This is a genomic window from Citrobacter sp. Colony219 (assembly GCF_019382635.1).
GTDB lineage: Bacteria > Pseudomonadota > Gammaproteobacteria > Enterobacterales > Enterobacteriaceae > Citrobacter > Citrobacter youngae.
In genome coordinates this window covers 1,895,917-1,917,394 of the sequence record NZ_CP080033.1, presented here as the reverse complement: position 1 = coordinate 1,917,394, position 21,478 = coordinate 1,895,917, and the positions used below count along the sequence as shown (strand labels likewise).

General features: G+C 50.8%; 23 protein-coding genes. 11 read left to right on the top strand and 12 right to left on the bottom strand.

The features are described from left to right. Positions 1-97: 97 nt before the first annotated feature. The 5 genes from potF to JTI85_RS08355 all read right to left on the bottom strand — a co-directional run bounded on the left by potF (position 98) and on the right by JTI85_RS08355 (position 4,166). Positions 98-1,210 carry a spermidine/putrescine ABC transporter substrate-binding protein PotF gene (gene potF, locus JTI85_RS08375; protein ID WP_048212156.1) on the bottom strand — a complete coding sequence of 371 codons (1,113 nt, stop codon included), beginning with the start codon at positions 1,208-1,210 and terminating at the stop codon, positions 98-100. Between the two features lie 430 nt (positions 1,211-1,640). Then, entirely contained in the window at positions 1,641-2,117 is a 477-nt protein-coding gene (locus JTI85_RS08370) for a YbjN domain-containing protein (RefSeq protein ID WP_005123602.1), read from the bottom strand. Positions 2,118-2,207: 90 nt separating this feature from the next. Continuing rightward, the gene (gene rimK / locus JTI85_RS08365; RefSeq protein WP_048212157.1) at positions 2,208-3,110 is read right to left on the bottom strand and encodes a 30S ribosomal protein S6--L-glutamate ligase; all 903 of its coding nucleotides are present in this window, start codon (positions 3,108-3,110) and stop codon (positions 2,208-2,210) included. Between the two features lie 59 nt (positions 3,111-3,169). Further along, positions 3,170-3,892: a nitroreductase NfsA gene (nfsA, locus tag JTI85_RS08360; RefSeq protein WP_115643653.1), complete on the bottom strand. Its 723-nt coding sequence runs from the start codon at positions 3,890-3,892 to the stop codon at positions 3,170-3,172. Continuing rightward, positions 3,876-4,166 (bottom strand): DUF1418 family protein, encoded by a 291-nt coding sequence (locus tag JTI85_RS08355; protein WP_172741449.1) that lies wholly within the window; start codon positions 4,164-4,166, stop codon positions 3,876-3,878. Before JTI85_RS08355 ends, nfsA begins: the two co-directional genes overlap by 17 nt. Positions 4,167-4,358: 192 nt before the next feature. On the opposite strand from JTI85_RS08355, the gene JTI85_RS08350 reads away from it, so the two are divergent. Beyond that, a complete protein-coding gene (locus tag JTI85_RS08350; protein ID WP_005123606.1) occupies positions 4,359-4,622 on the top strand; it encodes a GrxA family glutaredoxin in 264 nt (87 codons plus the stop codon). Positions 4,623-4,656: 34 nt separating this feature from the next. Here JTI85_RS08350 and JTI85_RS08345 read toward each other — a convergent pair whose 3' ends face one another. Beyond that, complete coding sequence (locus JTI85_RS08345; protein WP_040233923.1) at positions 4,657-5,037, bottom strand: inner membrane protein YbjM; 381 nt, start codon at positions 5,035-5,037, stop codon at positions 4,657-4,659. 269 nt (positions 5,038-5,306) lie between these two features. Here JTI85_RS08345 and JTI85_RS08340 point away from each other — a divergent pair, with 269 nt between their 5' ends. Continuing rightward, on the top strand, positions 5,307-6,992 hold the full coding sequence (locus JTI85_RS08340; protein ID WP_040233921.1) for an aspartate:alanine antiporter: 1,686 nt from the start codon (positions 5,307-5,309) through the stop codon (positions 6,990-6,992). Positions 6,993-7,258: 266 nt separating this feature from the next. After that, entirely contained in the window at positions 7,259-8,056 is a 798-nt protein-coding gene (locus JTI85_RS08335) for an SDR family NAD(P)-dependent oxidoreductase (protein WP_219352419.1), read from the top strand. A 13-nt stretch (positions 8,057-8,069) separates the two neighbouring features. On the opposite strand, the gene JTI85_RS08330 is transcribed toward JTI85_RS08335, so the two are convergent. Further along, complete coding sequence (locus JTI85_RS08330; RefSeq protein ID WP_101741835.1) at positions 8,070-8,984, bottom strand: DMT family transporter; 915 nt, start codon at positions 8,982-8,984, stop codon at positions 8,070-8,072. Between the two features lie 102 nt (positions 8,985-9,086). On the opposite strand from JTI85_RS08330, the gene JTI85_RS08325 reads away from it, so the two are divergent. After that, entirely contained in the window at positions 9,087-10,001 is a 915-nt protein-coding gene (locus JTI85_RS08325) for a LysR family transcriptional regulator (RefSeq protein ID WP_061067601.1), read from the top strand. A gap of 5 nt (positions 10,002-10,006) precedes the next feature. On the opposite strand, the gene JTI85_RS08320 is transcribed toward JTI85_RS08325, so the two are convergent. Further along, a complete protein-coding gene (locus JTI85_RS08320; RefSeq protein ID WP_137345599.1) occupies positions 10,007-10,555 on the bottom strand; it encodes a TetR/AcrR family transcriptional regulator in 549 nt (182 codons plus the stop codon). 85 nt (positions 10,556-10,640) lie between these two features. On the opposite strand from JTI85_RS08320, the gene JTI85_RS08315 reads away from it, so the two are divergent. The 3 genes from JTI85_RS08315 to JTI85_RS08305 all read left to right on the top strand — a co-directional run bounded on the left by JTI85_RS08315 (position 10,641) and on the right by JTI85_RS08305 (position 13,053). Then, on the top strand, positions 10,641-11,849 hold the full coding sequence (locus JTI85_RS08315; protein ID WP_219352417.1) for an MFS transporter: 1,209 nt from the start codon (positions 10,641-10,643) through the stop codon (positions 11,847-11,849). Continuing rightward, positions 11,849-12,664: a Cof-type HAD-IIB family hydrolase gene (locus tag JTI85_RS08310; RefSeq protein WP_219352416.1), complete on the top strand. Its 816-nt coding sequence runs from the start codon at positions 11,849-11,851 to the stop codon at positions 12,662-12,664. Before JTI85_RS08315 ends, JTI85_RS08310 begins: the two co-directional genes overlap by 1 nt. A 107-nt stretch (positions 12,665-12,771) precedes the next feature. Continuing rightward, positions 12,772-13,053: a hypothetical protein gene (locus JTI85_RS08305; protein ID WP_048212166.1), complete on the top strand. Its 282-nt coding sequence runs from the start codon at positions 12,772-12,774 to the stop codon at positions 13,051-13,053. Between the two features lie 26 nt (positions 13,054-13,079). Here JTI85_RS08305 and JTI85_RS08300 read toward each other — a convergent pair whose 3' ends face one another. Next, the gene (locus tag JTI85_RS08300; protein WP_121584408.1) at positions 13,080-14,312 is read right to left on the bottom strand and encodes an MFS transporter; all 1,233 of its coding nucleotides are present in this window, start codon (positions 14,310-14,312) and stop codon (positions 13,080-13,082) included. A gap of 296 nt (positions 14,313-14,608) precedes the next feature. On the opposite strand from JTI85_RS08300, the gene ybjG reads away from it, so the two are divergent. Both ybjG and deoR read left to right on the top strand, forming a co-directional pair. Then, entirely contained in the window at positions 14,609-15,217 is a 609-nt protein-coding gene (ybjG, locus tag JTI85_RS08295) for an undecaprenyl-diphosphate phosphatase (RefSeq protein WP_219352414.1), read from the top strand. Between the two features lie 64 nt (positions 15,218-15,281). Continuing rightward, positions 15,282-16,040 (top strand): DNA-binding transcriptional repressor DeoR, encoded by a 759-nt coding sequence (gene deoR, locus JTI85_RS08290; protein WP_048212169.1) that lies wholly within the window; start codon positions 15,282-15,284, stop codon positions 16,038-16,040. A 48-nt stretch (positions 16,041-16,088) separates the two neighbouring features. On the opposite strand, the gene dacC is transcribed toward deoR, so the two are convergent. Continuing rightward, positions 16,089-17,291, bottom strand: a complete 1,203-nt coding sequence (gene dacC, locus JTI85_RS08285) for a serine-type D-Ala-D-Ala carboxypeptidase (RefSeq protein ID WP_048212608.1) — start codon at positions 17,289-17,291, stop codon at positions 16,089-16,091. A 327-nt stretch (positions 17,292-17,618) separates the two neighbouring features. Between dacC and JTI85_RS08280 the strand changes: the two genes are divergently transcribed. Further along, a complete protein-coding gene (locus tag JTI85_RS08280; protein WP_048212170.1) occupies positions 17,619-18,245 on the top strand; it encodes a glutathione S-transferase family protein in 627 nt (208 codons plus the stop codon). Positions 18,246-18,250: 5 nt separating this feature from the next. Here JTI85_RS08280 and JTI85_RS08275 read toward each other — a convergent pair whose 3' ends face one another. Both JTI85_RS08275 and bssR read right to left on the bottom strand, forming a co-directional pair. Continuing rightward, positions 18,251-19,348: a PQQ-dependent sugar dehydrogenase gene (locus JTI85_RS08275; RefSeq protein WP_048212171.1), complete on the bottom strand. Its 1,098-nt coding sequence runs from the start codon at positions 19,346-19,348 to the stop codon at positions 18,251-18,253. 102 nt (positions 19,349-19,450) lie between these two features. Further along, positions 19,451-19,834 carry a biofilm formation regulator BssR gene (gene bssR / locus JTI85_RS08270; protein ID WP_048212172.1) on the bottom strand — a complete coding sequence of 128 codons (384 nt, stop codon included), beginning with the start codon at positions 19,832-19,834 and terminating at the stop codon, positions 19,451-19,453. A gap of 229 nt (positions 19,835-20,063) precedes the next feature. On the opposite strand from bssR, the gene rimO reads away from it, so the two are divergent. Further along, positions 20,064-21,389, top strand: coding sequence for a 30S ribosomal protein S12 methylthiotransferase RimO (rimO, locus tag JTI85_RS08265; protein ID WP_101741841.1), 1,326 nt, complete (start codon positions 20,064-20,066; stop codon positions 21,387-21,389). Positions 21,390-21,478: the final 89 nt, after the last annotated feature.

The following is a 21,478-nucleotide window of genomic DNA, read 5'->3' as shown; positions in this document are numbered from 1 at the left end:
CGCACCTTATTGGTGCGTATTGCCGGGTTTTATGTGTTCGGGATCGCGACATCCCCGGCAGGCACAAGCACCGCCGGGTCATGTCCCGAACATCGGGTTATTTCCCGCTTTTCACCTTCGTCCAGGCACGGGTGCGTACACGATCGATCTTCGGATCCTGTACTTTCAGTGTGAACAGTTTGGCGCGTACGTCCGCTGGCGGATAGATACCCGGGTTATCACGAACTTCCGGGCTAACCAGAGCCGTCGCTTCTTTGTTCGCATTGGCGTAGAACACGTGGTCGGAAATATGCGCAATCACATCAGGGCGCAGCAGGTAATTAAGGAACTGGTAGGCTTCGTCTTTGTTTTTCGCATCTGCAGGCATCGCGAACACATCAAAGAACGCCATCGCCCCCTCTTTGGGAATCGAGAAGGAGATATTGACGCCATTTTTCGCTTCTTTCGCACGGTTTGCCGCCTGCCATACATCCCCTGCCCAGCCAATCGCTACACAGGTATCTCCATTTGCCAGATCGTTAATGTATTGCGAGGAGTGGAAATAACGGATATTCGGACGCAGTTTCAACAACAAATCGGTTGCCGGCCCGGTGTAATCATCCGCTTTGGTACTGTTTGGATCTTTACCCAAATAGTTCAGCACAGTAGCAAACACTTCTTCAGGCGCATCGAGGAAAGAGACACCGCAGCTTTTGAGTTTTTCCAGATTCTCCGGTTTGAGGATCAAATCCCAGCTGTTAACCGGCGCATCCGCACCCAGCACCGCTTTAACTTTATCTACGTTGTAGCCAATACCGGTGGTTGCCCACATATACGGCATAGCAAACTTATTGTCTGGATCGTGTTTACCCACCAGTTTCAGCAGTTCAGGATCAAGGTTTTTCCAGCCTGGCAGTTTGCTCTTGTCCAGGGGCTGGAAAACGCCCGCGGTCAGTTGCCGTTCGAGGAAACTGGCTGACGGGACAACGAGGTCAAAACCGGTGCTGCCAGCCATGAGCTTACCTTCCAACACCTCATTGGAGTCAAATACATCATAAATGACTTTAATACCGGTCTCTTTCTCAAAATTAGCCACCGTGTCCGGAGCAATATAGTCAGACCAGTTATAAATATGCAGTGTTTTTTGTTCAGCAGCGAGCGTGCCAGCAGAGATGGCCATCAGAGCACCTGCAACCAGGCCTGATAACCATTTTTTATTTAAGGCGGTCATAATCTCTTTCCTTCTGAAAGTTCGTTAACAAACGAACAAAAAAGTCACACTCTAATGATATGCAAGAAACGTGCATATTATTTCATGCGGCATCAATGAAAGAGAGGTCTCTCTCCCCGCCGCTATTGCTCGCTGATATCCGCTGACTTATTCAACATGCATACAGCTACAGATAGCTCATAATAGGCAAATTGAACGGTGGCGTTTACAAGCCTTGCAAGAATAACTTTAGCCAGGATTCGAGGATATAGCCCAGATAAAAAAACGTCTTTTATCAATTTTTTATGCAGTTTTTGTCTATGACGTAAAGCGGAAGGGGCGGAACCGAAGTGAATAATTCTTTAAGAAAAGGTTAAATGCAGAATAAAAACGTGAAATACGCAACCGCTCTGGCAGCGGCTGCGCTATAAATACCCAAAATCAGGAACGATTAATGGAGGAAATGAACCTCTGCATTGCCGTTTTGCCCGTCTTCTTCGGCATTAAACAACAATTGATGTGCCCCGGCTTCAAGGATCACCATCGATATCTGTTCTTCGCTCTGACGCACAAAACATTCAAACTGTTCAAACGTCACACCCGGCATCACGGATAAAGACTGGCAAACCACCAGTTTTGGCAGATTATCATCCTGCATATCCAGAAAGGCTTTTACCGTCAGTGAGCTGGCATTGATAGCGGATAGATCGGCGGCCAGCGGCAGCAGCGCTGAAGGTCTGACTTCCGCCATCGCGGAAAATAGAATGACGTTATCCACCAGATCAATTTTTGCATCAAAAATGCCATCGAAGTTCTGCATGTGCGGTAGATGCAACGCCTGACAGGTATCACATTCAAAAAAACTCATGCCCAGGTCGTCGAGCCATTGACGCAACGTATCCAGAGTGGGAACGACCAGTGATGTCATAATAATGTGCGACCTCTATTGATGAAAAAATTACCGGCACAGCTTACGCAAAAAGACCGTGTCATACCACGATCGCTATCGATATTGCGTTTAGCCGCCGATTTTAAGACAAAATTCAGGAGTAGCATGACGCTCGATCCACTGGATCATTCGCGCAGCAATATCTATCCCTGTGGTTTTCTCCACGCCTTCCAGCCCTGGAGAGGCGTTGACCTCCATAACCAGCGGTCCGCGTTCTGCACGCAGAATATCGACACCAGCAACATCAAGCCCCATCGTACGGGCGGCTTTAAGCGCAATGTCCCTTTCCTGCAGCGTGATATTGGCAATCGTGGCAACTCCGCCGCGATGCAAATTAGAACGAAAATCGCCCTCTTTGGCCCGCCGCTCAATAGCCGCGACCACCTCATCACCCACAACGAAACAGCGAATATCTCGCCCCTTCGCCTCTTCGATATATTCCTGGACCAGAATATGGGCATTCAGACCACGAAATGCATCCACTACGCTCTCTGCGGCCTGGCGCGTTTCGGCCAATACCACACCGATCCCTTGAGTCCCCTCCACCAGCTTCACCACCAGCGGCGCACCGCCGACCATATCAATCATATCGCTGGTATCATCCGGCGAGTGGGCTATTCCGGTAATGGGCAGGTCAATTCCCTGTCGCGCCAACAGTTGTAACGAGCGCAGCTTATCGCGTGCGCGGGTAATCGCTACTGACTCATTCAGCGGATAGCTACCCAGCATCTCAAACTGACGTAATGCCGCCGTACCGTAGAAGGTAATGGCTGAGCCAATTCTTGGAATGACCGCGTCAAAATGGGGAAGCTGGCGGCCTTTATAATGGATAGAAGACGCTGCCGGGCTAATGTTCATATAGCAAGAAAGGGGATCGATAATTTCTACCAGGTGACCGCGTTGCATCGCTGCTTCACGCAGGCGTTTGCAAGAATAGAGCGTTCCATCCCGGGACAAAATGGCAATTTTCACCCTGCACCTCTCTAAAAGACCTGGTAAAAGCTGGCGTATCATACACCGGGTTAAACGCTTTAGCGCGTCGCCCACCCCTGTTTATGTAAATATTCCAGGATAAAGGGACGGCTTTCTTTAATGATGGTGCGGCGAATGTGATCGCTCCAGGTATCGCGACGCGTGTTGCTGCCACGGGTCAGATAGTATTGCGCAAGCTGTTCATCATATTGCGACAAAATATCCTGATCGAGCGGCTGGTAATGGTTTTCATGCACCACCAGTGTTGCTGGCAGCCGGGGCTTGATGTCCGGGTTATCCGCAGGCCAGCCGAGACACAGACCAAACAGTGGCAAAACATGCTTCGGCAGCGTCAGTAATTCCGTTACCGGCTCAATATTGTTGCGCAGACCGCCAATGAACACACCGCCAAGTCCCAGCGATTCAGCCGCTGTCAGCGCATTTTGCGCCATCATCGCCGTATCAACCACGCCAAGCAACAGTTGCTCAGCCAGCCCCAGTTGCGCATCGGGGCAAATCTGCAAATGGCGATTAAAATCGGCGCAAAAAACCCAGAACTCGGCGGCCTGTGCGACATGTTTTTGTCCGCCGGATAAGGTCACCAGGGACTCCCGCAGACTTTGATCGGTAATACGAATTATCGTCGTGCACTGCAAAAAACTTGAACTTGATGTCCCTTGAGCGGCAGCAATGATCGCCTCACGCTGTGCGTCCGAAATACTTTCATCGGTGAAATGGCGAATGGAACGGTGGCTGCGAAGTAAATCAATGGTTGGCGTCATCTTTTTTTTCTCTGGCTGAATGGGAAGAAGCGTCGGGAGCACGCGACATCAGCTGCGGTGCCAACAGTTGCGCAATGCGCAACATCAACACCACCGCGGCGGGAAGCATTAACAGTACACCCAGAAATATCATTACCACACAGGCCAATGGCCCGTTCAGCGGTGCGGGTAAGGTGAGATAATCGTCAAGCGACAGCAGCGCCAGCGATAACAAAACCATCCCGATGATTTCCAGAATCAATACGCTTTTGGGTAACACGCCCACTGTGCGCATAGGTGCCTCCCGATAAATGGCGCTTAGTGTAAAACGTTCCGACAGCCCATGTTTAACAAAAATGCGGATTGAAAAACGAAGGCATAGACTAAGGATATCAAAGCAACAGGCTGAACCTGCTTTCCATCCGTCACAAATCGCGGCATCATAACAACATTCGCCATCCGGCCTGATAAGTTCGAGGAGATAGAGATGTTTGCCGTTATTTTTGGTCGCCCAGGGTGCCCGTATTGCGTGCGCGCAAAAGAATTAGCAGAAAAATTAAGCAATGAGCATGACGATTTTAACTTCCGCTACATTGATATCCATGCCGAAGGTATTACTAAAGCAGATCTGGAAAAAACGGTAGGAAAGCCAGTTGAGACCGTTCCGCAGATTTTCGTTGATCAACAACACATCGGCGGCTGCACGGATTTTGAAGCGTGGGCAAAAGAGAATATGAATCTGTTCGCCTGATAGCTGTTTCTACGCCCTCCGCTGGAGGGCGTAATCAGTTTTTTTTCCGCCGCTGACGCTGGTTGAATAAGCTACTGATAAATAAAAAACACAATGCCCCAAGCGCACACCAAAACACTGCACTGAACAGCCATGCCAGCTCTTGCCACAGCGAACGCGTCGGCATAAAAACGAACCGCATCAGTAACAAGCAGCACGGCGCTGCCAGTATTGCACCAAGAAGGGGTTTGAGCACCTCGCGACGGTGGGAGAAAAAGCTTGCCACAGCGCCAGGCAGTATAAAAAACAATAACCCGACCTCAGGATGCCCAGCCGCTCTAAATGCGCCTTTCATATTCAGCGTTAATGAAAGACACACTACAATAAAGAGCACAAAGCAGCAGATCGCACCCGCCCAACTTTGCTTATGTTTCAATCGTTCCTCCTGACATCTTCTCTATCGAACACTCTTTTCGCCCGCAGGCGTCCAGTCAGATAAAGTTACTCGGCATTCCATGCCAAAAACACACCCACACGATTCTTATAGCCGTTGATACGTAATGAGATTAAACTAGCCGCATATATTGTCGTGCTGCATTATTTGGGGCTGTGTACGATGCTGTCGCCCCTTAATTTCTGGCAAAAACATTAGCGTAAATTGCCATTTCTTTCAATAGCTTACTAGTAAACAAGAAGTTAGCCTCCGTGAATATAAACGTCGCAGATTTGTTAAATGGGAATTACATCCTGTTATTATTTGTGGTCCTGGCTCTGGGCCTGTGTCTGGGTAAATTACGCCTGGGTTCAGTCCAACTCGGTAATTCCATTGGCGTTTTAGTGGTCTCCCTATTATTAGGTCAGCAGCACTTTAGTATTAACACTGACGCATTAAATCTTGGCTTTATGCTGTTTATTTTTTGTGTCGGGGTGGAAGCCGGTCCCAACTTTTTTTCGATTTTTTTTCGGGATGGGAAAAATTACCTGATGCTTGCACTGGTGATGGTCGGTAGCGCGCTGCTGATCGCCCTGGGACTGGGTAAGCTATTTGGCTGGGATATTGGCCTGACGGCAGGCATGTTGGCTGGTTCAATGACGTCTACGCCCGTTCTGGTCGGCGCGGGCGATACGTTGCGCCATTCAGGGATGGAAGGTACACAGCTATCCACCGCCCTTGATAACCTGAGTCTGGGTTACGCCCTCACCTATTTAATTGGGTTGGTCAGTCTGATTGTGGGTGCGCGCTATCTGCCAAAACTGCAGCATCAGGATCTGCAAACCAGCGCCCAACAAATTGCGCGTGAGCGCGGGCTGGACACTGACGCCAACCGTAAGGTTTATCTACCGGTGATCCGCGCCTACCGTGTCGGCCCAGAGCTGGTTGCATGGGCTGACGGGAAAAATCTGCGCGAGCTGGGCATCTACCGCCAGACCGGTTGTTATATTGAACGTATCCGCCGCAACGGTATTCTGGCCAACCCGGACGGTGATGCAGTGCTGCAAATGGGCGATGAAATTGCCTTAGTGGGCTATCCGGATGCACATGCTCGCCTCGACCCCAGCTTCCGTAACGGTAAAGAGGTGTTCGATCGCGATCTGCTCGATATGCGTATCGTCACCGAAGAGATTGTGGTGAAAAACCACAATGCCGTAGGTCGTCGTCTGGCCCAGTTGAAGCTGACTGACCATGGCTGCTTCCTGAACCGCGTGATCCGCAGCCAGATCGAAATGCCCATTGACGACAACGTCGTACTTAATAAAGGCGATGTATTACAGGTCAGTGGCGATGCGCGCCGTGTGAAAACCATTGCCGATCGTATCGGCTTTATTTCCATTCACAGCCAGGTCACCGATCTGCTTGCTTTCTGCGCATTCTTTATCATCGGCCTGATGATCGGGATGATCACTTTCCAGTTCAGTAATTTCAGCTTTGGCATTGGAAATGCGGCTGGACTGTTGTTCGCCGGGATCATGCTGGGCTTTCTGCGTGCTAACCATCCAACGTTTGGCTACATTCCTCAAGGTGCGCTGAACATGGTCAAAGAGTTTGGCCTGATGGTCTTTATGGCTGGTGTCGGTTTAAGCGCAGGTAGCGGCATTGGTAATGGCCTCGGCGCAGTGGGTGGCCAGATGCTGATTTCGGGCCTGATTGTCAGCCTGGTTCCAGTGATCATCTGTTTCTTGTTTGGAGCTTATGTATTGCGCATGAACCGGGCCCTGCTGTTCGGGGCGATGATGGGGGCGCGTACCTGTGCGCCAGCAATGGAAATCATCAGCGATACCGCGCGCAGCAACATTCCTGCTTTAGGCTATGCGGGCACATATGCGATTGCTAACGTTCTGTTGACGCTGGCGGGGACACTCATCGTCATCATCTGGCCTGGCATCGGTTAGAGCTGTTTTTTGCTTTTAATGAAAATTTTTTGCAGGTAAGCAGAACTTTTCTTAAAGGCGTCAGTCATAACTATTGCCACTGCTTTTCTTTGATGTCCCCAATTTGTGGAGCCCATCAACCCCGCCGTTTTGGTTCAAGGTTGATGGGTTTTTTGTTGCCTGGATTTTAACTCCCGCCCTCCTCCCCCGAAATTCCGCCCAAAATTTGCAGCATGCTGGTTATGGAACATACTTTTACTCAGTGCTTAAAGGTAACGGGAGTTGCTATGTTACTTACTGACAAAGTCGCGGTGATCTTCGGCGGCAGCGGGGCTATTGGTAGTGCGGTTGCGCAGACCATGGCGCGCGAAGGTGCCCATGTGTACCTGGGCGCACGCCGTCAGGAAAAGCTTGATTGGGCAGCCAGTCGCCTGCGAATGGCGGGTGGCACTGTCGATACGTTTATCACCGATGTGCTCGACGAGCACGACACCTCAACACAAGTTACCCGCCTGGTACAGCGAATCGGTGGAATTGATGTGGTGGTTAACGCGACCGGCTTTATGCATGAACAGGGCAAGCGCATCGAGGCATTAGCCCTCTCTGAGTTTATGAGCGGTATCACTCCTTTCCTCTCGGCACAGTTCAATATCGCAAAATCCGTAACGCCACACATGGGCGGCAATCGAGCGGGCGTCATTCTCACCGTTGTCGCGCCCGCGGCCCCGATGGCAATGCCTGGGCATTTGGGGCACATCGTCGGCTGTGCGGGAACAGAGGCTTTTATTAAAGCGCTAGCCAGCGAACTGGGGCCGGCAAATGTTCGAGTCGTCGGCGTGCGCTCACATGCGATTGTGGACGCGGTAGCGGCCGGTTCCTATACCGGGGAGATTTTCACCGCTAAAGCGCAATCAATGGGTTTAACCGTCGATCAATGGTTAGCGGGCGCGGCGCAAGGCACCATGCTCGGACGCCTGCCTACGCTTGCACAAATCGCTGAGGTTACAGCCTTTCTGGCTTCAGACCATGCCGGAGCAATGACCGCTACGGTGGTAAATATTACCGGGGGCGCAACCGTAAGCTAATTTACCCGCTCTTTCACGCCGTGCGCTGCTGCGAGCTTTTTTTTGCACTCGTGCGGGAACACAATGCTATGCCACACATAATAACCAACGCGCTCACCAGATGATATGAATGCAGAGTGACGTGCATAAACATCACGCTAAATAATCCGCCACTCAGTGGAATCAAGTGTGAATAGATCTCTCCGCGCGTTGCGCCAATGGCGCTAATCCCTTTGTTCCATAACAGATATGACAGCCAGGAAGGAAAAATAACAAGGTATGCCAGCCCAGTAATAACACCTGTATTTGCATAGCTATTCCAGCCCGGCATACCATTGCGTATCAACGCCAGAGCCAGTACCGGAATAAGTACAATCGCACCTAACAACGCGCTCACGGCAACAAATGCGTTTCCCTTCACCTCACACGGTTTAACGCGTAGAAAGGCACAATAAACAGCCCAACTCAGCGCTGACCCCATGGTCCAGACATCGCCCCGATTGAGATGTTCCAATACCTGTGCGTGCATCAACCCGCCTTGCGACACCAGCCAGATAACACCAACGGTACTCAGGAGCACACCTGCTATATTTCGCGCAGAGATCCGCTCTTTAAAAAAGAACTTATTGATTAACAAAACGAGTGCCGGTGTGGTGGACATATAAATCGCGGCATTGAGCGAGGTTGTATATTGCAGGCCGATATATAACGTTAAGGGGAAAAGAACCTGACCACAAAGCGCGAGGAAGACGATAGTACCAAAGGATTTTCTCATCGCTGGCCACTGCATGGCGATCTGTCGGAAATAAAGCGCCATCAATAGCAATGCGGTAAATACCCAGCGTGCTGCTGATAAAACGATGGGATTAACTTCGGCAACCAATATATGGCCGACCACATAGTTGCCGCCCCAAAAACAGGCAGCCAGACTGAGTAAAAGATAGGGCATATTTGCGCCTTATTGTCAGTTGTACGGTATGACCACAAGGCTACGGCGGCGTGAGAATGAATGCTAATATAACGTTTTCATCCATGTGCATAGATTAAAACTATGAAATTCACGCTAAGGCAACTTGAGTTTTACATCGCACTTGCAGAAACATTACAAATTTCCAAAGCTGCTGCGCGCTGCCATATTTCTCAGTCATCAATGACCATTGCCATGCGGAATCTGGAAGAATCATTAGACGTGCAGCTATTTGTACGTTACCCCAAAGGCGTGAAGCTCACCGCCGAGGGCGAGCGCTTTCTGGCACATGCCTGCAACATCATCAACAGTAGCCACTCGGCTGTTGACGCCCTGCATGACAGGAGTGAAATTCTCACCGGCACGGTGCGCATAGGCATTGCCGAAACGCTCTCAGCCTATCTCATCCCGGATATACTCAACGATCTTGAACGACGTTTCCCTTTGCTGGAGATCGTATTTTATGAAGCTACTGCACCGGAACTGGTACAGGCGCTACGGGAACAAAAGGTCGATTTTTGCCTGCTTCTGACCTCAAATATCAGCCATGATAACGACCTTGAGATCGAAACATTCATTCGTTCACAGCGCCGCCTGTGGACGTCTATTGGGCATCCGCTACAGAGCCGGGCATCGATCCGTTTAATAGACGTCGAAAAGCTACCATTTTTACTGCTGGAAACCGATAAGTACCCTGACGTAATCATCGATTACTGGCAGCAGCGTGGCTATACGCCCAATATCAGTTTTCGTAGCAACTCTTTTGAAGCAATAAGAAGCCTGGTTGCAAAAGGCAGAGGAATAACCATTTTATCCGACCTGGTGTATCGCCCGTGGTCACTGGATGGTCTGCGCGTCATGCACAGAACGATTGATGATTTTATTACTTATATGGATGTCGGGACGGTAAAAAAAGCCGCCCGGCCGTTGACGCCAGAGGCGATGAAAGTCATTGATTTTTTACGTCAGGCCGTTACCCGCCTCGACAAACCATTTTGATGATTTCATCTCTGAGGTAATCCGGCAATACGCTCCACCATCACCAGAATACCTTCCCGCGAGAGCGGTTTTTTATCTGTGACAAAATGCAGCGTCATCCCTTCAATAAATGCATCCAGCGCCCGCGCCGTAACCGGCTCGAACCACTGCTCAAGCGTTTGTTGGCTGCGTAGCATCCAATTTTGCATCACTGTTTTTAGCGCCGGTTTACGGCTGGCGAAGGCATATAACTGATACATAAGCTCCATGTTGTCAGGCGTTGTGACCTGAGAGCTATAGATCATATCGGTAATCGCATGGCAGGCCTGTGGCGCATTTTCAACACCGGCAAAAAATGCCTGATATTGCACAGACATGGTGTCAGTAAAACGCTCGAATGCCTCCATTAAAAGCTCATCTATTCCCGAAAAGTAATAGGTCATTGAGCCCAGCGGCACCTCGGCAATCATGGCGATTTTCCGGTGTGTAACCCCATGAATACCATGGATTATAACCGCATCCAGCGTGGCCTGGACTATTTTATCCCGTCGTTGTGGGTCGTTCGCGCGTCGCACTGCTTTACCTCTTCTTGCATTTGTGTACAAATGTACACAACCTTGCTAATGTTGTCTTCTTCCCTCTTTTCTTTGGCTCGAATTCATGACTGGCATCTCATCACGCAAAGCCTTAAGACGTCGCACCTGGGCGCTGTTCACGTTCTTCTTTTTACCAGGATTATTAATGGCCTCCTGGGCAACGCGTACCCCTGCCATCAGAGATATTCTCTCCATCTCTACCGCCGAAATGGGTGCGGTGCTGTTTGGACTCTCAATTGGTTCGATGAGTGGCATTCTTTGTTCGGCCTGGCTGGTGAAACGATTTGGCACACGCAACGTCATCCGCGCCACCATGTCATGCGCGGTTCTGGGAATGACAATTCTCAGCCTCGCATTATGGTTGCATTCCGCCTGGCTGTTTGCGTTTGGTCTGTGCGTGTTTGGCGCCAGTTTTGGCGCGGCAGAAGTGGCTATCAACGTCGAAGGTGCAGCGGTTGAGCGTGAAATGAAAAAAACTGTTCTGCCGATGATGCATGGTTTCTACAGCCTTGGAACGCTGGCTGGCGCAGGTGTTGGCATGGTACTTACCGCCGTCAGCGTCCCCGCGACAGCACATATTCTGCTGGCGGCGATGGTGGCTATTACCCCTATTTTTATCGCTATTAAGGCTATCCCCGACGGCACAGGTAAGAATGCTACTGACGGTTCGCACGCCGTTGAAAAAGGGTTGCCATTCTATCGCGATATGCAGTTGCTGCTGATTGGCGTCGTGGTGCTCGCAATGGCATTTGCCGAAGGTTCCGCCAACGACTGGCTTCCATTACTGATGGTTGATGGACATGGATTTAGCCCGACATCCGGATCGCTGATTTATGCCGGCTTTACGCTCGGTATGACCGTCGGGCGCTTCACCGGTGGCTGGTTCATCGACCGCTACAGCCGTGTGGCAGTAGTACGCGCCAGTGCACTGATGGGCGCGCTCGGTATCAGCCTGATCATTTTTGTCGACAGCTCATGGGTGGCAGGTGTCTCGGTGATCCTTTGGGGGCTAGGGGCTTCTCTCGGCTTCCCGCTGACCATTTCAGCCGCCAGCGATACCGGCCCTGATGCGCCAACCCGCGTGAGCGTTGTTGCGACTACTGGCTATCTGGCATTCCTGGTCGGTCCGCCGCTGCTGGGCTATTTGGGTGAACACTATGGCCTGCGCAGCGCCATGTTGGTTGTGCTGGCGCTGGTGCTTGTCGCAGCCATCGTAGCGAAGGCTGTGGCTAAACCGGATGTCAAAAATACCACTGTGATGGAGAACGGCTAATGGGTATCAAGTTAATTGCAGTAGACATGGACGGTACGTTTTTAAGTGACCAAAAGACCTATAACCGCGAGCGGTTTATGGCGCAGTACCGTCAAATGAAAGCACAAGGGATCCGCTTTGTAGTCGCCAGCGGCAATCAGTATTACCAGTTGATCTCTTTTTTTCCCGAACTGGCCAATGAAATCTCATTTGTGGCGGAAAACGGTGGCTGGGTGGTCAGCGAAGGGGAAGATATTTTTAACGGTGAACTGGCAAAAGACGATTTCCAGACCATCGTAGAATATCTGCTGACCCGCGCAGACGTTGATATTATCGCCTGTGGTAAAAACAGTGCCTACACCCTGAAGCAGTACAGCGATGAGCATAAATCCATCTCTGCCATGTATTATCACCGTCTTGAATTTGTCGATAACTTCGACAATATCAACGATGTATTCTTCAAATTTGGCCTGAATATCTCCGACGATCGCATTCCCCAGGTGCAGGCCGATCTTCATGAGGCGATTGGCGACATTATGGTACCAGTGCATACTGGATACGGCAGTATCGATTTAATTATTCCGGGTGTTCATAAAGCCAACGGCCTACACCTGCTGCAACAACGCTGGAATATTACCAACGATGAGGTTGTCGTGTTTGGCGATGGCGGAAATGATATCGAGATGCTGCGCCAGGCAGGATTTAGTTTTGCAATGGCCAACGCCCATGAGCCGGTTATCCAGGCGGCGAAATATCGCGCGGGTTCGAATAACGAAGAGGGCGTGCTGGATATTATCGACCGCGTGTTAAACAATGAAGCACCGTTTACACATTAACGCCTCAGCACAGACGGCAACAAAATGATGGCATGATCTATTCATAATCCGCCTCAAATTAACCCACTGGATTATTACTTCCAGTGAATATTTCAGGTGAGCAGATTATGAAGAAAAGTGTACTGATGGCAACAGTGTTGCTGGGATTTGCAGGAACAGCATTTGCACAGAATGTTACCGTTGATGTACCAAGCGGATACAAAGTAGTGGTTGTTCCTTCTTCCGTCAATGTTCCGCAGGCGGTCAGTGTCGCTACTGCCCCGCAAACGGTTTATGTTGCTCCGGCAGCCACTCCAGCCCCTGTTTACCGCGCACATCCGTATGCGCGTCATGTTGCCAGCGTAGGTGAAGGGATGGTCATTGAGCATCAGATTGATGACCATCACTAATGATTGCAAAGCCCGGAAACCGGGCTTTAACCTTCCCGGGAATTCCCTACCCGCTTATCTTTCAGAAAGATAACCATCAGAATCAGCCACAGCACACCGCTGGCCAGATTAAACAGACTGAACAAGCCGTTTCCACCCAGCAGATAAGCATGTTTACTCAGCTCAATACCAACGGTAAATATCAGCATTTGCAGCATACCCATTGCTGCTGAAACTGTCCCTTTGCTCATTTCACTGGCAAACAGCGTCAGGCGCACCAACCCGGCATTCGCCACACCAATGCCAAATGCATAAAAACTTAAACCTGCCGTCATCCACAGATACGCATGAGAAGAAACAACCGTGGCCGCGGCGGCAATGATCAATCCCACGGAGATTGGCCAGCCCCCCATGATGATCAGCGAGCGCACCGTGCGGCGGGATGTCAGACGCGCCAGCACCAGGTTACCTGCAATCAGTGCACCAAAAATCGGCACCTGCAGCAGGCCATATTCGTAGCTGCTGAGATGTTCGCCACTGATAATAATGATCGGGGACTGCGCAATCCACGCCAGCAATGGCAGACTGACAAAGCCCAATGCCAGTGCGCCTGCGACAAAACGCACATTTTTTAGCACCAGCTTATAATCTTTGCCCAACTCTTTGATAGAAAGCTTCTCGCCCAGACGGGTAGCCGTTTCCGGCATCGCGCGCTGCAGGCCAAAAAAGGCAATTGCAGCCAGCGCGGCAAACAGGACAAACATGCCTTCCCACGGAAGGACATGTACCCAGGCGGCCCCAACCAACGGTCCCAAAAGCGGTGCAATCAATGCTACGTTTGCCATTAGCGCAGTGATTTTAATGCACACCGCTTCTTCAAAGGACTCCTGAATTGCGGCGTAACCTACCGCGCCAATAAAGCACAGGCTAATCCCCTGTAAAAAACGCAGGAAAGTAAATTGCTCAATATTTTGTGCAAACAGCGTTGCGAGGCAGGTCACAATGAACCAAACCACCCCGGTTAACATCACCGGACGACGACCAACACGGTCCGACAGCGGCCCTAACAACCACTGTAAAAACATGCCGCCTGCCAGATAAGCGGTCATGGACGTTGGAACCCAATCTAAACCGGCCTGATATTGCTCCACCACCGCCAACATTCCGGGTTGGATCATATCGTTACCGATATATGTAGAGAATTCGTAAAGCACCAGACAGAGAGGGAAAAGTAATGCCTGACGCCCCAAGCGGGCGCCTGAAGATAAACGGTTCTGCATGCAATCTCTTAACAAATGAAAAAACGCGCAAAGTGTAATAAATGCGCCTTACTGGTGATAGTGAATTATGTGATTTGAAAGCAAAATGCGCACATTTTTACACTCAATTGCACGATAGCTTTTTGTTTTAAGGTTAATTTAAGTTGAGACCGCTATCATGCTCAATAAGCCTCATTAATTGTCTTAAAAAGAGTCAGTTAACAGACAAATAGGACAAGACCGCTTTTTATCGCCTGAAAGCAATTTTATGATCCCCAATATGGGCCTTTTTAACGATTACATTGAGTCTGGATGTTATGCTGGAAAATCTGAACAACTCGCTTTTTTACCTGATCAACGCCACGCCGGACTCTGCGCAATGGACGATCTCGCTCGCCATTTTTATTGCCAAAGATCTGATTAGCATCGTACCGCTACTGGCGATCATTCTCTGGCTTTGGGGGCCGCAAAACCGCGTGACCATCCAGCGCCAGTTGGTCATAAAAATGGCGATTGCGCTGGCAGTCGGCTTGACCATTTCATGGCTCATGGGACATTTATTCCCTCACGACCGGCCATTCGTCAATCATATCGGCTACAACTTCCTGCACCATGCTGCAGATGACTCTTTCCCGAGCGACCACGGTACGGTTATCTTTACCTTCGCGTTGGCCTTCCTGTTCTGGCACCGCCTGTGGTCCGGAGCACTGTTGATGGTCGTCGCCGTGGCGATTGCCTGGTCGCGTGTTTACCTCGGCGTACACTGGCCGCTGGATATGCTGGGGGGGTTACTGGCAGGTCTGATCGGCTGCCTGAGCGCCCAGATGATCTGGCAACGATTCGGCACAACCCTGTACCACGGTTTGCAGACCTGCTATCGCACCTGTTTTGCCCTGCCTATTCGTAAAGGCTGGGTACGTGACTAACCCACGGTAAAGAGAGTAGTATTAAGCGCGAAACTGAGCACGTATTCTACTCTCCAGGGGAACTATGGAAACTCGACGCGACGAGCGTATTGGTCAATTACTGCAGGCGCTAAAACGCAGCGATAAATTACACCTTAAAGAAGCCGCGACACTGCTGGGTGTATCAGAAATGACCATTCGTCGCGATCTGAATAATAACACGGCCCCGGTCGTACTGCTTGGGGGCTATATTGTTCTGGAACCCCGTAGCGCCAGCCACTATTTAATCAGCGATCAAAAATCCCGCCTGGTTGATGAAAAACGCCGGGCTGCGCAACAGGCAGCCAGCCTCGTCCAGGCGCATCAGACCGTTTTCTTCGACTGCGGAACAACAACGCCGTGGATCATTGAAGCGATCGATAATGAATTACCGTTCACCGCAATCTGCTATTCACTGAATACGTTTCTGGTGTTACAGGAGAAACCACAGTGCCGCGTCATTTTATGTGGCGGCGAATTCCATGCCAGTAATGCTATTTTCAAGCCACTCGATTTCCAGGAAACCCTGAATAACGTCTGCCCGGATATCGCTTTTTATTCCGCAGCCGGCGTGCATATCGATAAAGGCGCAACCTGTTTTAACCTTGAGGAATTACCGGTTAAACACTGGGCGATGTCGATGGCGCAGTACCATGTTCTGGTGGTCGATCACAGCAAGTTTGGGAAAGTGCGTCCCGCGAGGATGGGCGAATTAAAACGCTTTGATACCATCATCAGCGATAACCGCCCGGATGATGCGTTTGTCGAGTATGCCAAAGCGCAGCATATCAAATTGATGTACTAAATTTGTGCCGGATGACGGTGCTTTCATATCGTCATCCGGCATCAGCGATTAAGAGAACCAGCCACCAAACCACTGGTGGAATTTCATCATAACGAAGTCCCACATCCGGCTAAAGAATCCCCCCTCGTCCACCGCTTCCATCACCATCAACGGACGCTGTTCAATAGATTTTCCGTTCAACTGGAAGTCGATTGTCCCCACAACCTGGCCCTTCTTCAGTGGCGCGGTCAGTTGTGGCTCTGTCAGGGTAAAGCTCGCCTTCAGGTTTTTCAGCTGACCGCGCGGAATGGTCACAGACCCACCTTCTCCAGCGCCCAGATTGACTTCACTCTTATCGCCAAACCAGACTCGTTGGGTAACAAAGGTGGCGTCCGGTTTAATCGGCGTAACGGTTTCAAAGAAGCGGAAACCCCATGTCAGCAACTTTTCGGATTCATTAAAGCGAATACGATCGGTTTTTGCCCCCAGCACCACGGAGATCAAACGCATATCGCCCTGTGTCGCGGATGCAACCAGGTTATAACCGGCTCCCGCCGTGGTGCCCGTTTTCATACCATCCACATTCAGGTTGGTACTCCACAGCAGGCGGTTACGGTTAGGCTGGCGAATTTTATTAAAGGTAAACTCTTTCTCTTTATGGATGGCGTACTCTTCCGGCACATCGTGGATTAACGCTTTACCCAACAATGCCATATCACGCGCGGTACTGAACTGCCCTGCTGCATCCAGACCATGTACTGTCTGGAAAGTCGTGTTGGTCAATCCCAGTTTTTGCGCATAGCCGTTCATCAAACCGATAAACGATTCCTGGCTGCCGGCAACATAATCAGCGAGCGCAATACAGGCGTCATTACCAGACTGAATGATCACGCCTTTGTTCAGATCGGACACCGCAACCTGATCGCCAGGCTTGAGGAACATCACCGAAGAGCCGCGCAGGGCCGGATTCCCGGTCGCCCAGGCATCTTTCCCGACGGTAACCATGTCATTCAGATTAATTTTCCCGGCTTTTAGCGCCTGACCGACCACATAGCTGGTCATAATCTTGGTCAGACTGGCGGGATCCAGTTTCTCATCGGCATTACCTTCCGCCAGCACTTTGCCGCTGGCGTAATCCATTAAGATCCACGCACGTGCGTCAACGCTCGGCGGGGCCGTTGGTTGTTCCGCCGCCTGTACGGTCGGCGCCAAAAGGATTAAGAGTGCTGAACCTGCAGCAAGGCTGCGTAGGGAAGAGAAGTATTGCGTCATAAATGCCACCCGAGTATCCATTCCAAAAAACCACGTCATACCACACCGTGTTTACACAAAACCGGCCAAGTTGCCTCAGCCAACCATACAGAAAAGTTCTGATGGATGACGTGTAAAATAAGTGCGGTGAGTAATAACGCACTAACGAGCTTAAAGAAACCGTAAGTTGGTAAAGTTTTTAAAGTTTATGCAATAACGCCGCGCTGCGCTGCTCTCATCACGATTTTTTTGCGCCTTGTTGCGTAAATATTAGGTTTACCCCACCATGTGAGCGAGTCAGATAGAGAATGCAGCCATAAAGCTGCTCAATTAATTTGCGGGGTTACTATGATTACACTGTGGGGTCGCAATAATTCGACCAACGTAAAAAAAGTATTGTGGACACTCGAAGAACTGGAACTGCCGTATAGCCAAATTCTGGCTGGGGGACAGCATGGCGTAAATCATGACGCAGACTATCTGGCGATGAACCCTAACGGACTGGTTCCACTGCTACGCGATGACGAAACAGACGTATTGCTGTGGGAATCCAATACCATTGTCCGCTACCTGGCGGCCCAGTACGGGCAAAAACGACTGTGGGTTGACGCTCCGGCGAAACGTGCCGAGGGTGAAAAATGGATGGACTGGGCTAACCAGACGCTGAGCCCTGCACATCGGGTTATCTTATTTGGTCTGGTCAGAACCCCTGCCGATCAACGCGATCAGGCAGCCATCGAGGCCGGTGCGAAGGTCTGCGATAACCTGTTTGCCATTCTCGACAACGCGCTGGCCGACCGGGCGTGGTTTTCTGGCGCTGAATTTGGCACTGCGGACATCGCCGTCGCACCGTTCATCTATAACCTGTTTAATGTCGGCCTGAGCTGGACGCCACGCCCTCACCTGGAACGTTGGTATCAACAGCTCACCGAGCGCCCGGCATTCCAGAAAGTCGTGATGATCCCGGTCAGCTAATCCTGTCAGGGACTCACTTTCAGCAATTCCCCGTCGGACTCGTCGGTTAATACATACAAATAACCGTCTGGTCCGACGCGCACATCGCGGATTCGCTGCCCTCTGTCATGCAAAATACGTCCGTCTTCCGTCACTGTATTACCTTTCACGCTTAACACAATCACCCCCTGTTCTTTCAGCGCACCAATAAACAGTTTGTGTCTCCACTGTGGGAACGTATCGTGATTATAAAAGGCCATCCCACTGACAGCAGGTGATTTTTCCCAGTAAAAGATAGGCTGCTCGGTGCCCGCCACAATTGAGCCTTTTGCTTCGGGGATGTTGAAACCACTGTAGTTAACACCCCATGTCGCGATTGGCCATCCATAGTTTTTACCTTTCCCGGGGATATTGATCTCATCTCCGCCACGCGGGCCATGCTCATTAAGCCACAACGCATCGCTCCAGGGATTCATCGCCATCCCCTGCGGATTGCGGATGCCATACGACCATATTTCAGCCCGCGCGCCAGTCTGGTTCACAAACGGGTTATCCGGTGGAATTTTGCCCTCGTCTGTTAGTCGAACCACTTTGCCCTGTAATTTGTCCAGTTCCTGAGCGGTTATGCGCTGGTTATTCTCGCCAAGGCCTATAAATAAATAACCTTTGCCATCAAATACCATACGCCCGCCAAAATGATTCCCGGTTGATAACTTAGGCATTTGGCGGAACACCGTCCGGAAGCCCTGCAGGTGTTTACGATCGTCACTTAACCGCCCGTAGCCTACTGCTGTTCCGGCTTTCCCTTCACTGTCAGCTTCCGCGAAGCTTAGCCACACCCGCCGGGATTGGGCAAAATCCGGTGCCAACGCCACATCAAGCAGTCCCCCCTGACCATTCGCCCAGACTTTGGGTACGCCGGTCAGCGGGTCGGAAAGCCCCTTATCGGGTTGCCAGAGCCTAAGTTGCCCTCCTCTGAGCGTAATCAGCATACTGCGATTATCGGGTAAAAAGGCCAGCGACCACGGGTGGTCGAGTTTGGTTTGCAGGATCTCCACCTTGACGGCAGCGGCATAGGGGGAAAGCAACGCCAGTGAGGCAACACAGAGAAAGAGTCGACGCATAGCACCTCCTTAATGGCTCTGCTTAAAGCGTAGCCAGCAAGGGGAATTATCCCGCCACTTTTACATAATCTTAACGAAAAGGGGGAGCGCCCTCCCCCTGGTTCAGATGTGTTCCAGCGTTGAATAAGCTTGCAAACTCTGGATACTCAGCGTCAGCGTTGTCAGGCAGTTTTCCAGTTTCTCTGCATTAACGGCAATAAAGTTCGGACAATCATGATGTCCACTCATCAGACAAACAGCGGTGGCGGCTAACGCCCCTTCAGCACGACGAAGGGCATTCCACTCTTCCTGATCAAGATGCATACCGTGGAGCTGTGATTGATCGTGCAATTCGCGATTCAGTTCAAAAAAGTTATCACGCAGACGATCGCTCTCGCTGACTGACATATAGCCTTTCGCTTTTCTCAACTGCAGATAAGCGGCAAGTTCGATACGGGCGTTTATCAATTTGTTGAGAAGATCGGTTCTCAGTCTGTCAACAACCATACCTTGTTCCTCCTCTTTCCAACTATGGTGCAACTTAATAGTATGGTTATTTTTTGAACAAAGTCGTGTCCAGGATCAATCCATCACTTAAAATTAACATAATTTACAAATAATCTTTAATTCCGCGCCCGGCAGGCCGCTGATGATTTGAGATTGCGATACAATTTTTGTTCAGAACTCTGTAGAATCCCTGCCCTGAATATTCCAATAACTGAACACTTTTTACGCTATGAGCAATGTAACCCACCAGCCGAAAATCGGCTTTGTCTCCCTCGGCTGCCCGAAAAACCTTGTCGATTCTGAGCGCATCCTGACCGAACTTCGTACCGAAGGCTATGATGTCGTACCAAGCTACGACGACGCGGATATGGTCATCGTTAACACCTGCGGCTTTATCGACAGCGCAGTTCAGGAGTCACTGGAAGCCATTGGTGAAGCGCTGAACGAAAACGGCAAGGTGATCGTCACTGGCTGTCTGGGCGCGAAAGTCGATCAGATCCGTGAGGTCCACCCGAAGGTACTGGAAATTACCGGACCGCACAGCTACGAACAGGTTCTGGAGCACGTTCACCACTATGTTCCCAAACCAAAGCATAATCCTTTCCTGAGCCTGGTTCCTGAACAGGGCGTCAAGCTAACGCCGCGCCATTATGCTTATCTGAAGATTTCTGAAGGCTGTAACCACCGCTGTACGTTCTGCATTATTCCGTCGATGCGTGGCGATCTGGTGAGCCGTCCGATTGGCGATGTTCTCAGCGAGGCTAAACGTCTGGTCGATGCGGGCGTGAAAGAGATTCTGGTGATCTCCCAGGATACTTCTGCTTACGGTGTGGATGTGAAGCATCGTACCGGTTTCCATAACGGCGAGCCCGTTAAAACCAGCATGGTTGACCTGTGCGAACAGTTGTCAAAACTGGGGATCTGGACCCGTCTGCATTACGTCTACCCGTACCCGCACGTTGATGATGTGATCCCGCTGATGGCGGAAGGGAAAATCCTGCCGTATCTGGACATCCCACTGCAGCATGCAAGCCCGCGAATTCTTAAACTGATGAAACGCCCAGGCTCTGTGGACCGACAGCTGGCACGTATTAAACAGTGGCGTGAAATCTGCCCTGAACTGACCCTGCGTTCAACGTTTATTGTTGGCTTCCCGGGCGAAACCGAAGAAGACTTCCAGATGCTGCTCGATTTCCTGAAAGAAGCGCGTCTGGACCGCGTCGGCTGCTTTAAATACAGCCCGGTAGAAGGTGCAGGAGCCAACGATCTGCCAGATCAAATCCCGGAAGAGGTAAAAGAAGAACGCTGGAACCGCTTTATGCAGCTGCAGCAGCAGATCTCTGCTGAACGTTTGCAGGAGAAAGTGGGCCGCGAAATTCTGGTCATCGTGGACGAAGTTGACGAAGAAGGCGCGATTGGTCGAAGTATGGCTGATGCCCCTGAAATCGACGGTGCGGTGTACCTGAATGGCGAAACCAACGTGCAGCCTGGCGATATCCTCCGCGTGAAAGTCGAAAACGCAGATGAATACGATCTGTGGGGCACTCGCGTTTAATAAGCGTAACTCAACCGTAGGCCGGATAAGGCGTTACGCCGCATCCGGCAACGCCTGATGACGACGCCAGCGCGTCTTATCAGGCCTTG

Bases quoted from the DNA above. Each gene is read 5' to 3' on its own strand.
- JTI85_RS08350 (WP_005123606.1), top strand. From the start codon at position 4,359: ATGTTTGCCGTTATTTTTGGTCGCCCAGGGTGCCCGTATTGCGTGCGC.
- JTI85_RS08275 (WP_048212171.1), bottom strand. From the start codon at position 19,348: ATGCGTCGACTCTTTCTCTGTGTTGCCTCACTGGCGTTGCTTTCCCCC.
- JTI85_RS08370 (WP_005123602.1), bottom strand. From the start codon at position 2,117: ATGACATCACTGGTCGTTCCCACTCTGGATACGTTGCGTCAATGGCTC.
- JTI85_RS08335 (WP_219352419.1), top strand. From the start codon at position 7,259: ATGTTACTTACTGACAAAGTCGCGGTGATCTTCGGCGGCAGCGGGGCT.
- ybjG (WP_219352414.1), top strand. From the start codon at position 14,609: ATGCTGGAAAATCTGAACAACTCGCTTTTTTACCTGATCAACGCCACG.
- bssR (WP_048212172.1), bottom strand. From the start codon at position 19,834: ATGGTTGTTGACAGACTGAGAACCGATCTTCTCAACAAATTGATAAAC.
- rimO (WP_101741841.1), top strand. From the start codon at position 20,064: ATGAGCAATGTAACCCACCAGCCGAAAATCGGCTTTGTCTCCCTCGGC.
- JTI85_RS08310 (WP_219352416.1), top strand. From the start codon at position 11,849: ATGGGTATCAAGTTAATTGCAGTAGACATGGACGGTACGTTTTTAAGT.
- nfsA (WP_115643653.1), bottom strand. From the start codon at position 3,892: ATGACGCCAACCATTGATTTACTTCGCAGCCACCGTTCCATTCGCCAT.
- JTI85_RS08300 (WP_121584408.1), bottom strand. From the start codon at position 14,312: ATGCAGAACCGTTTATCTTCAGGCGCCCGCTTGGGGCGTCAGGCATTA.
- JTI85_RS08355 (WP_172741449.1), bottom strand. From the start codon at position 4,166: ATGCGCACAGTGGGCGTGTTACCCAAAAGCGTATTGATTCTGGAAATC.
- JTI85_RS08305 (WP_048212166.1), top strand. From the start codon at position 12,772: ATGAAGAAAAGTGTACTGATGGCAACAGTGTTGCTGGGATTTGCAGGA.
- potF (WP_048212156.1), bottom strand. From the start codon at position 1,210: ATGACCGCCTTAAATAAAAAATGGTTATCAGGCCTGGTTGCAGGTGCT.
- dacC (WP_048212608.1), bottom strand. From the start codon at position 17,291: ATGACGCAATACTTCTCTTCCCTACGCAGCCTTGCTGCAGGTTCAGCA.
- JTI85_RS08330 (WP_101741835.1), bottom strand. From the start codon at position 8,984: ATGCCCTATCTTTTACTCAGTCTGGCTGCCTGTTTTTGGGGCGGCAAC.
- deoR (WP_048212169.1), top strand. From the start codon at position 15,282: ATGGAAACTCGACGCGACGAGCGTATTGGTCAATTACTGCAGGCGCTA.
- JTI85_RS08325 (WP_061067601.1), top strand. From the start codon at position 9,087: ATGAAATTCACGCTAAGGCAACTTGAGTTTTACATCGCACTTGCAGAA.
- JTI85_RS08315 (WP_219352417.1), top strand. From the start codon at position 10,641: ATGACTGGCATCTCATCACGCAAAGCCTTAAGACGTCGCACCTGGGCG.
- JTI85_RS08280 (WP_048212170.1), top strand. From the start codon at position 17,619: ATGATTACACTGTGGGGTCGCAATAATTCGACCAACGTAAAAAAAGTA.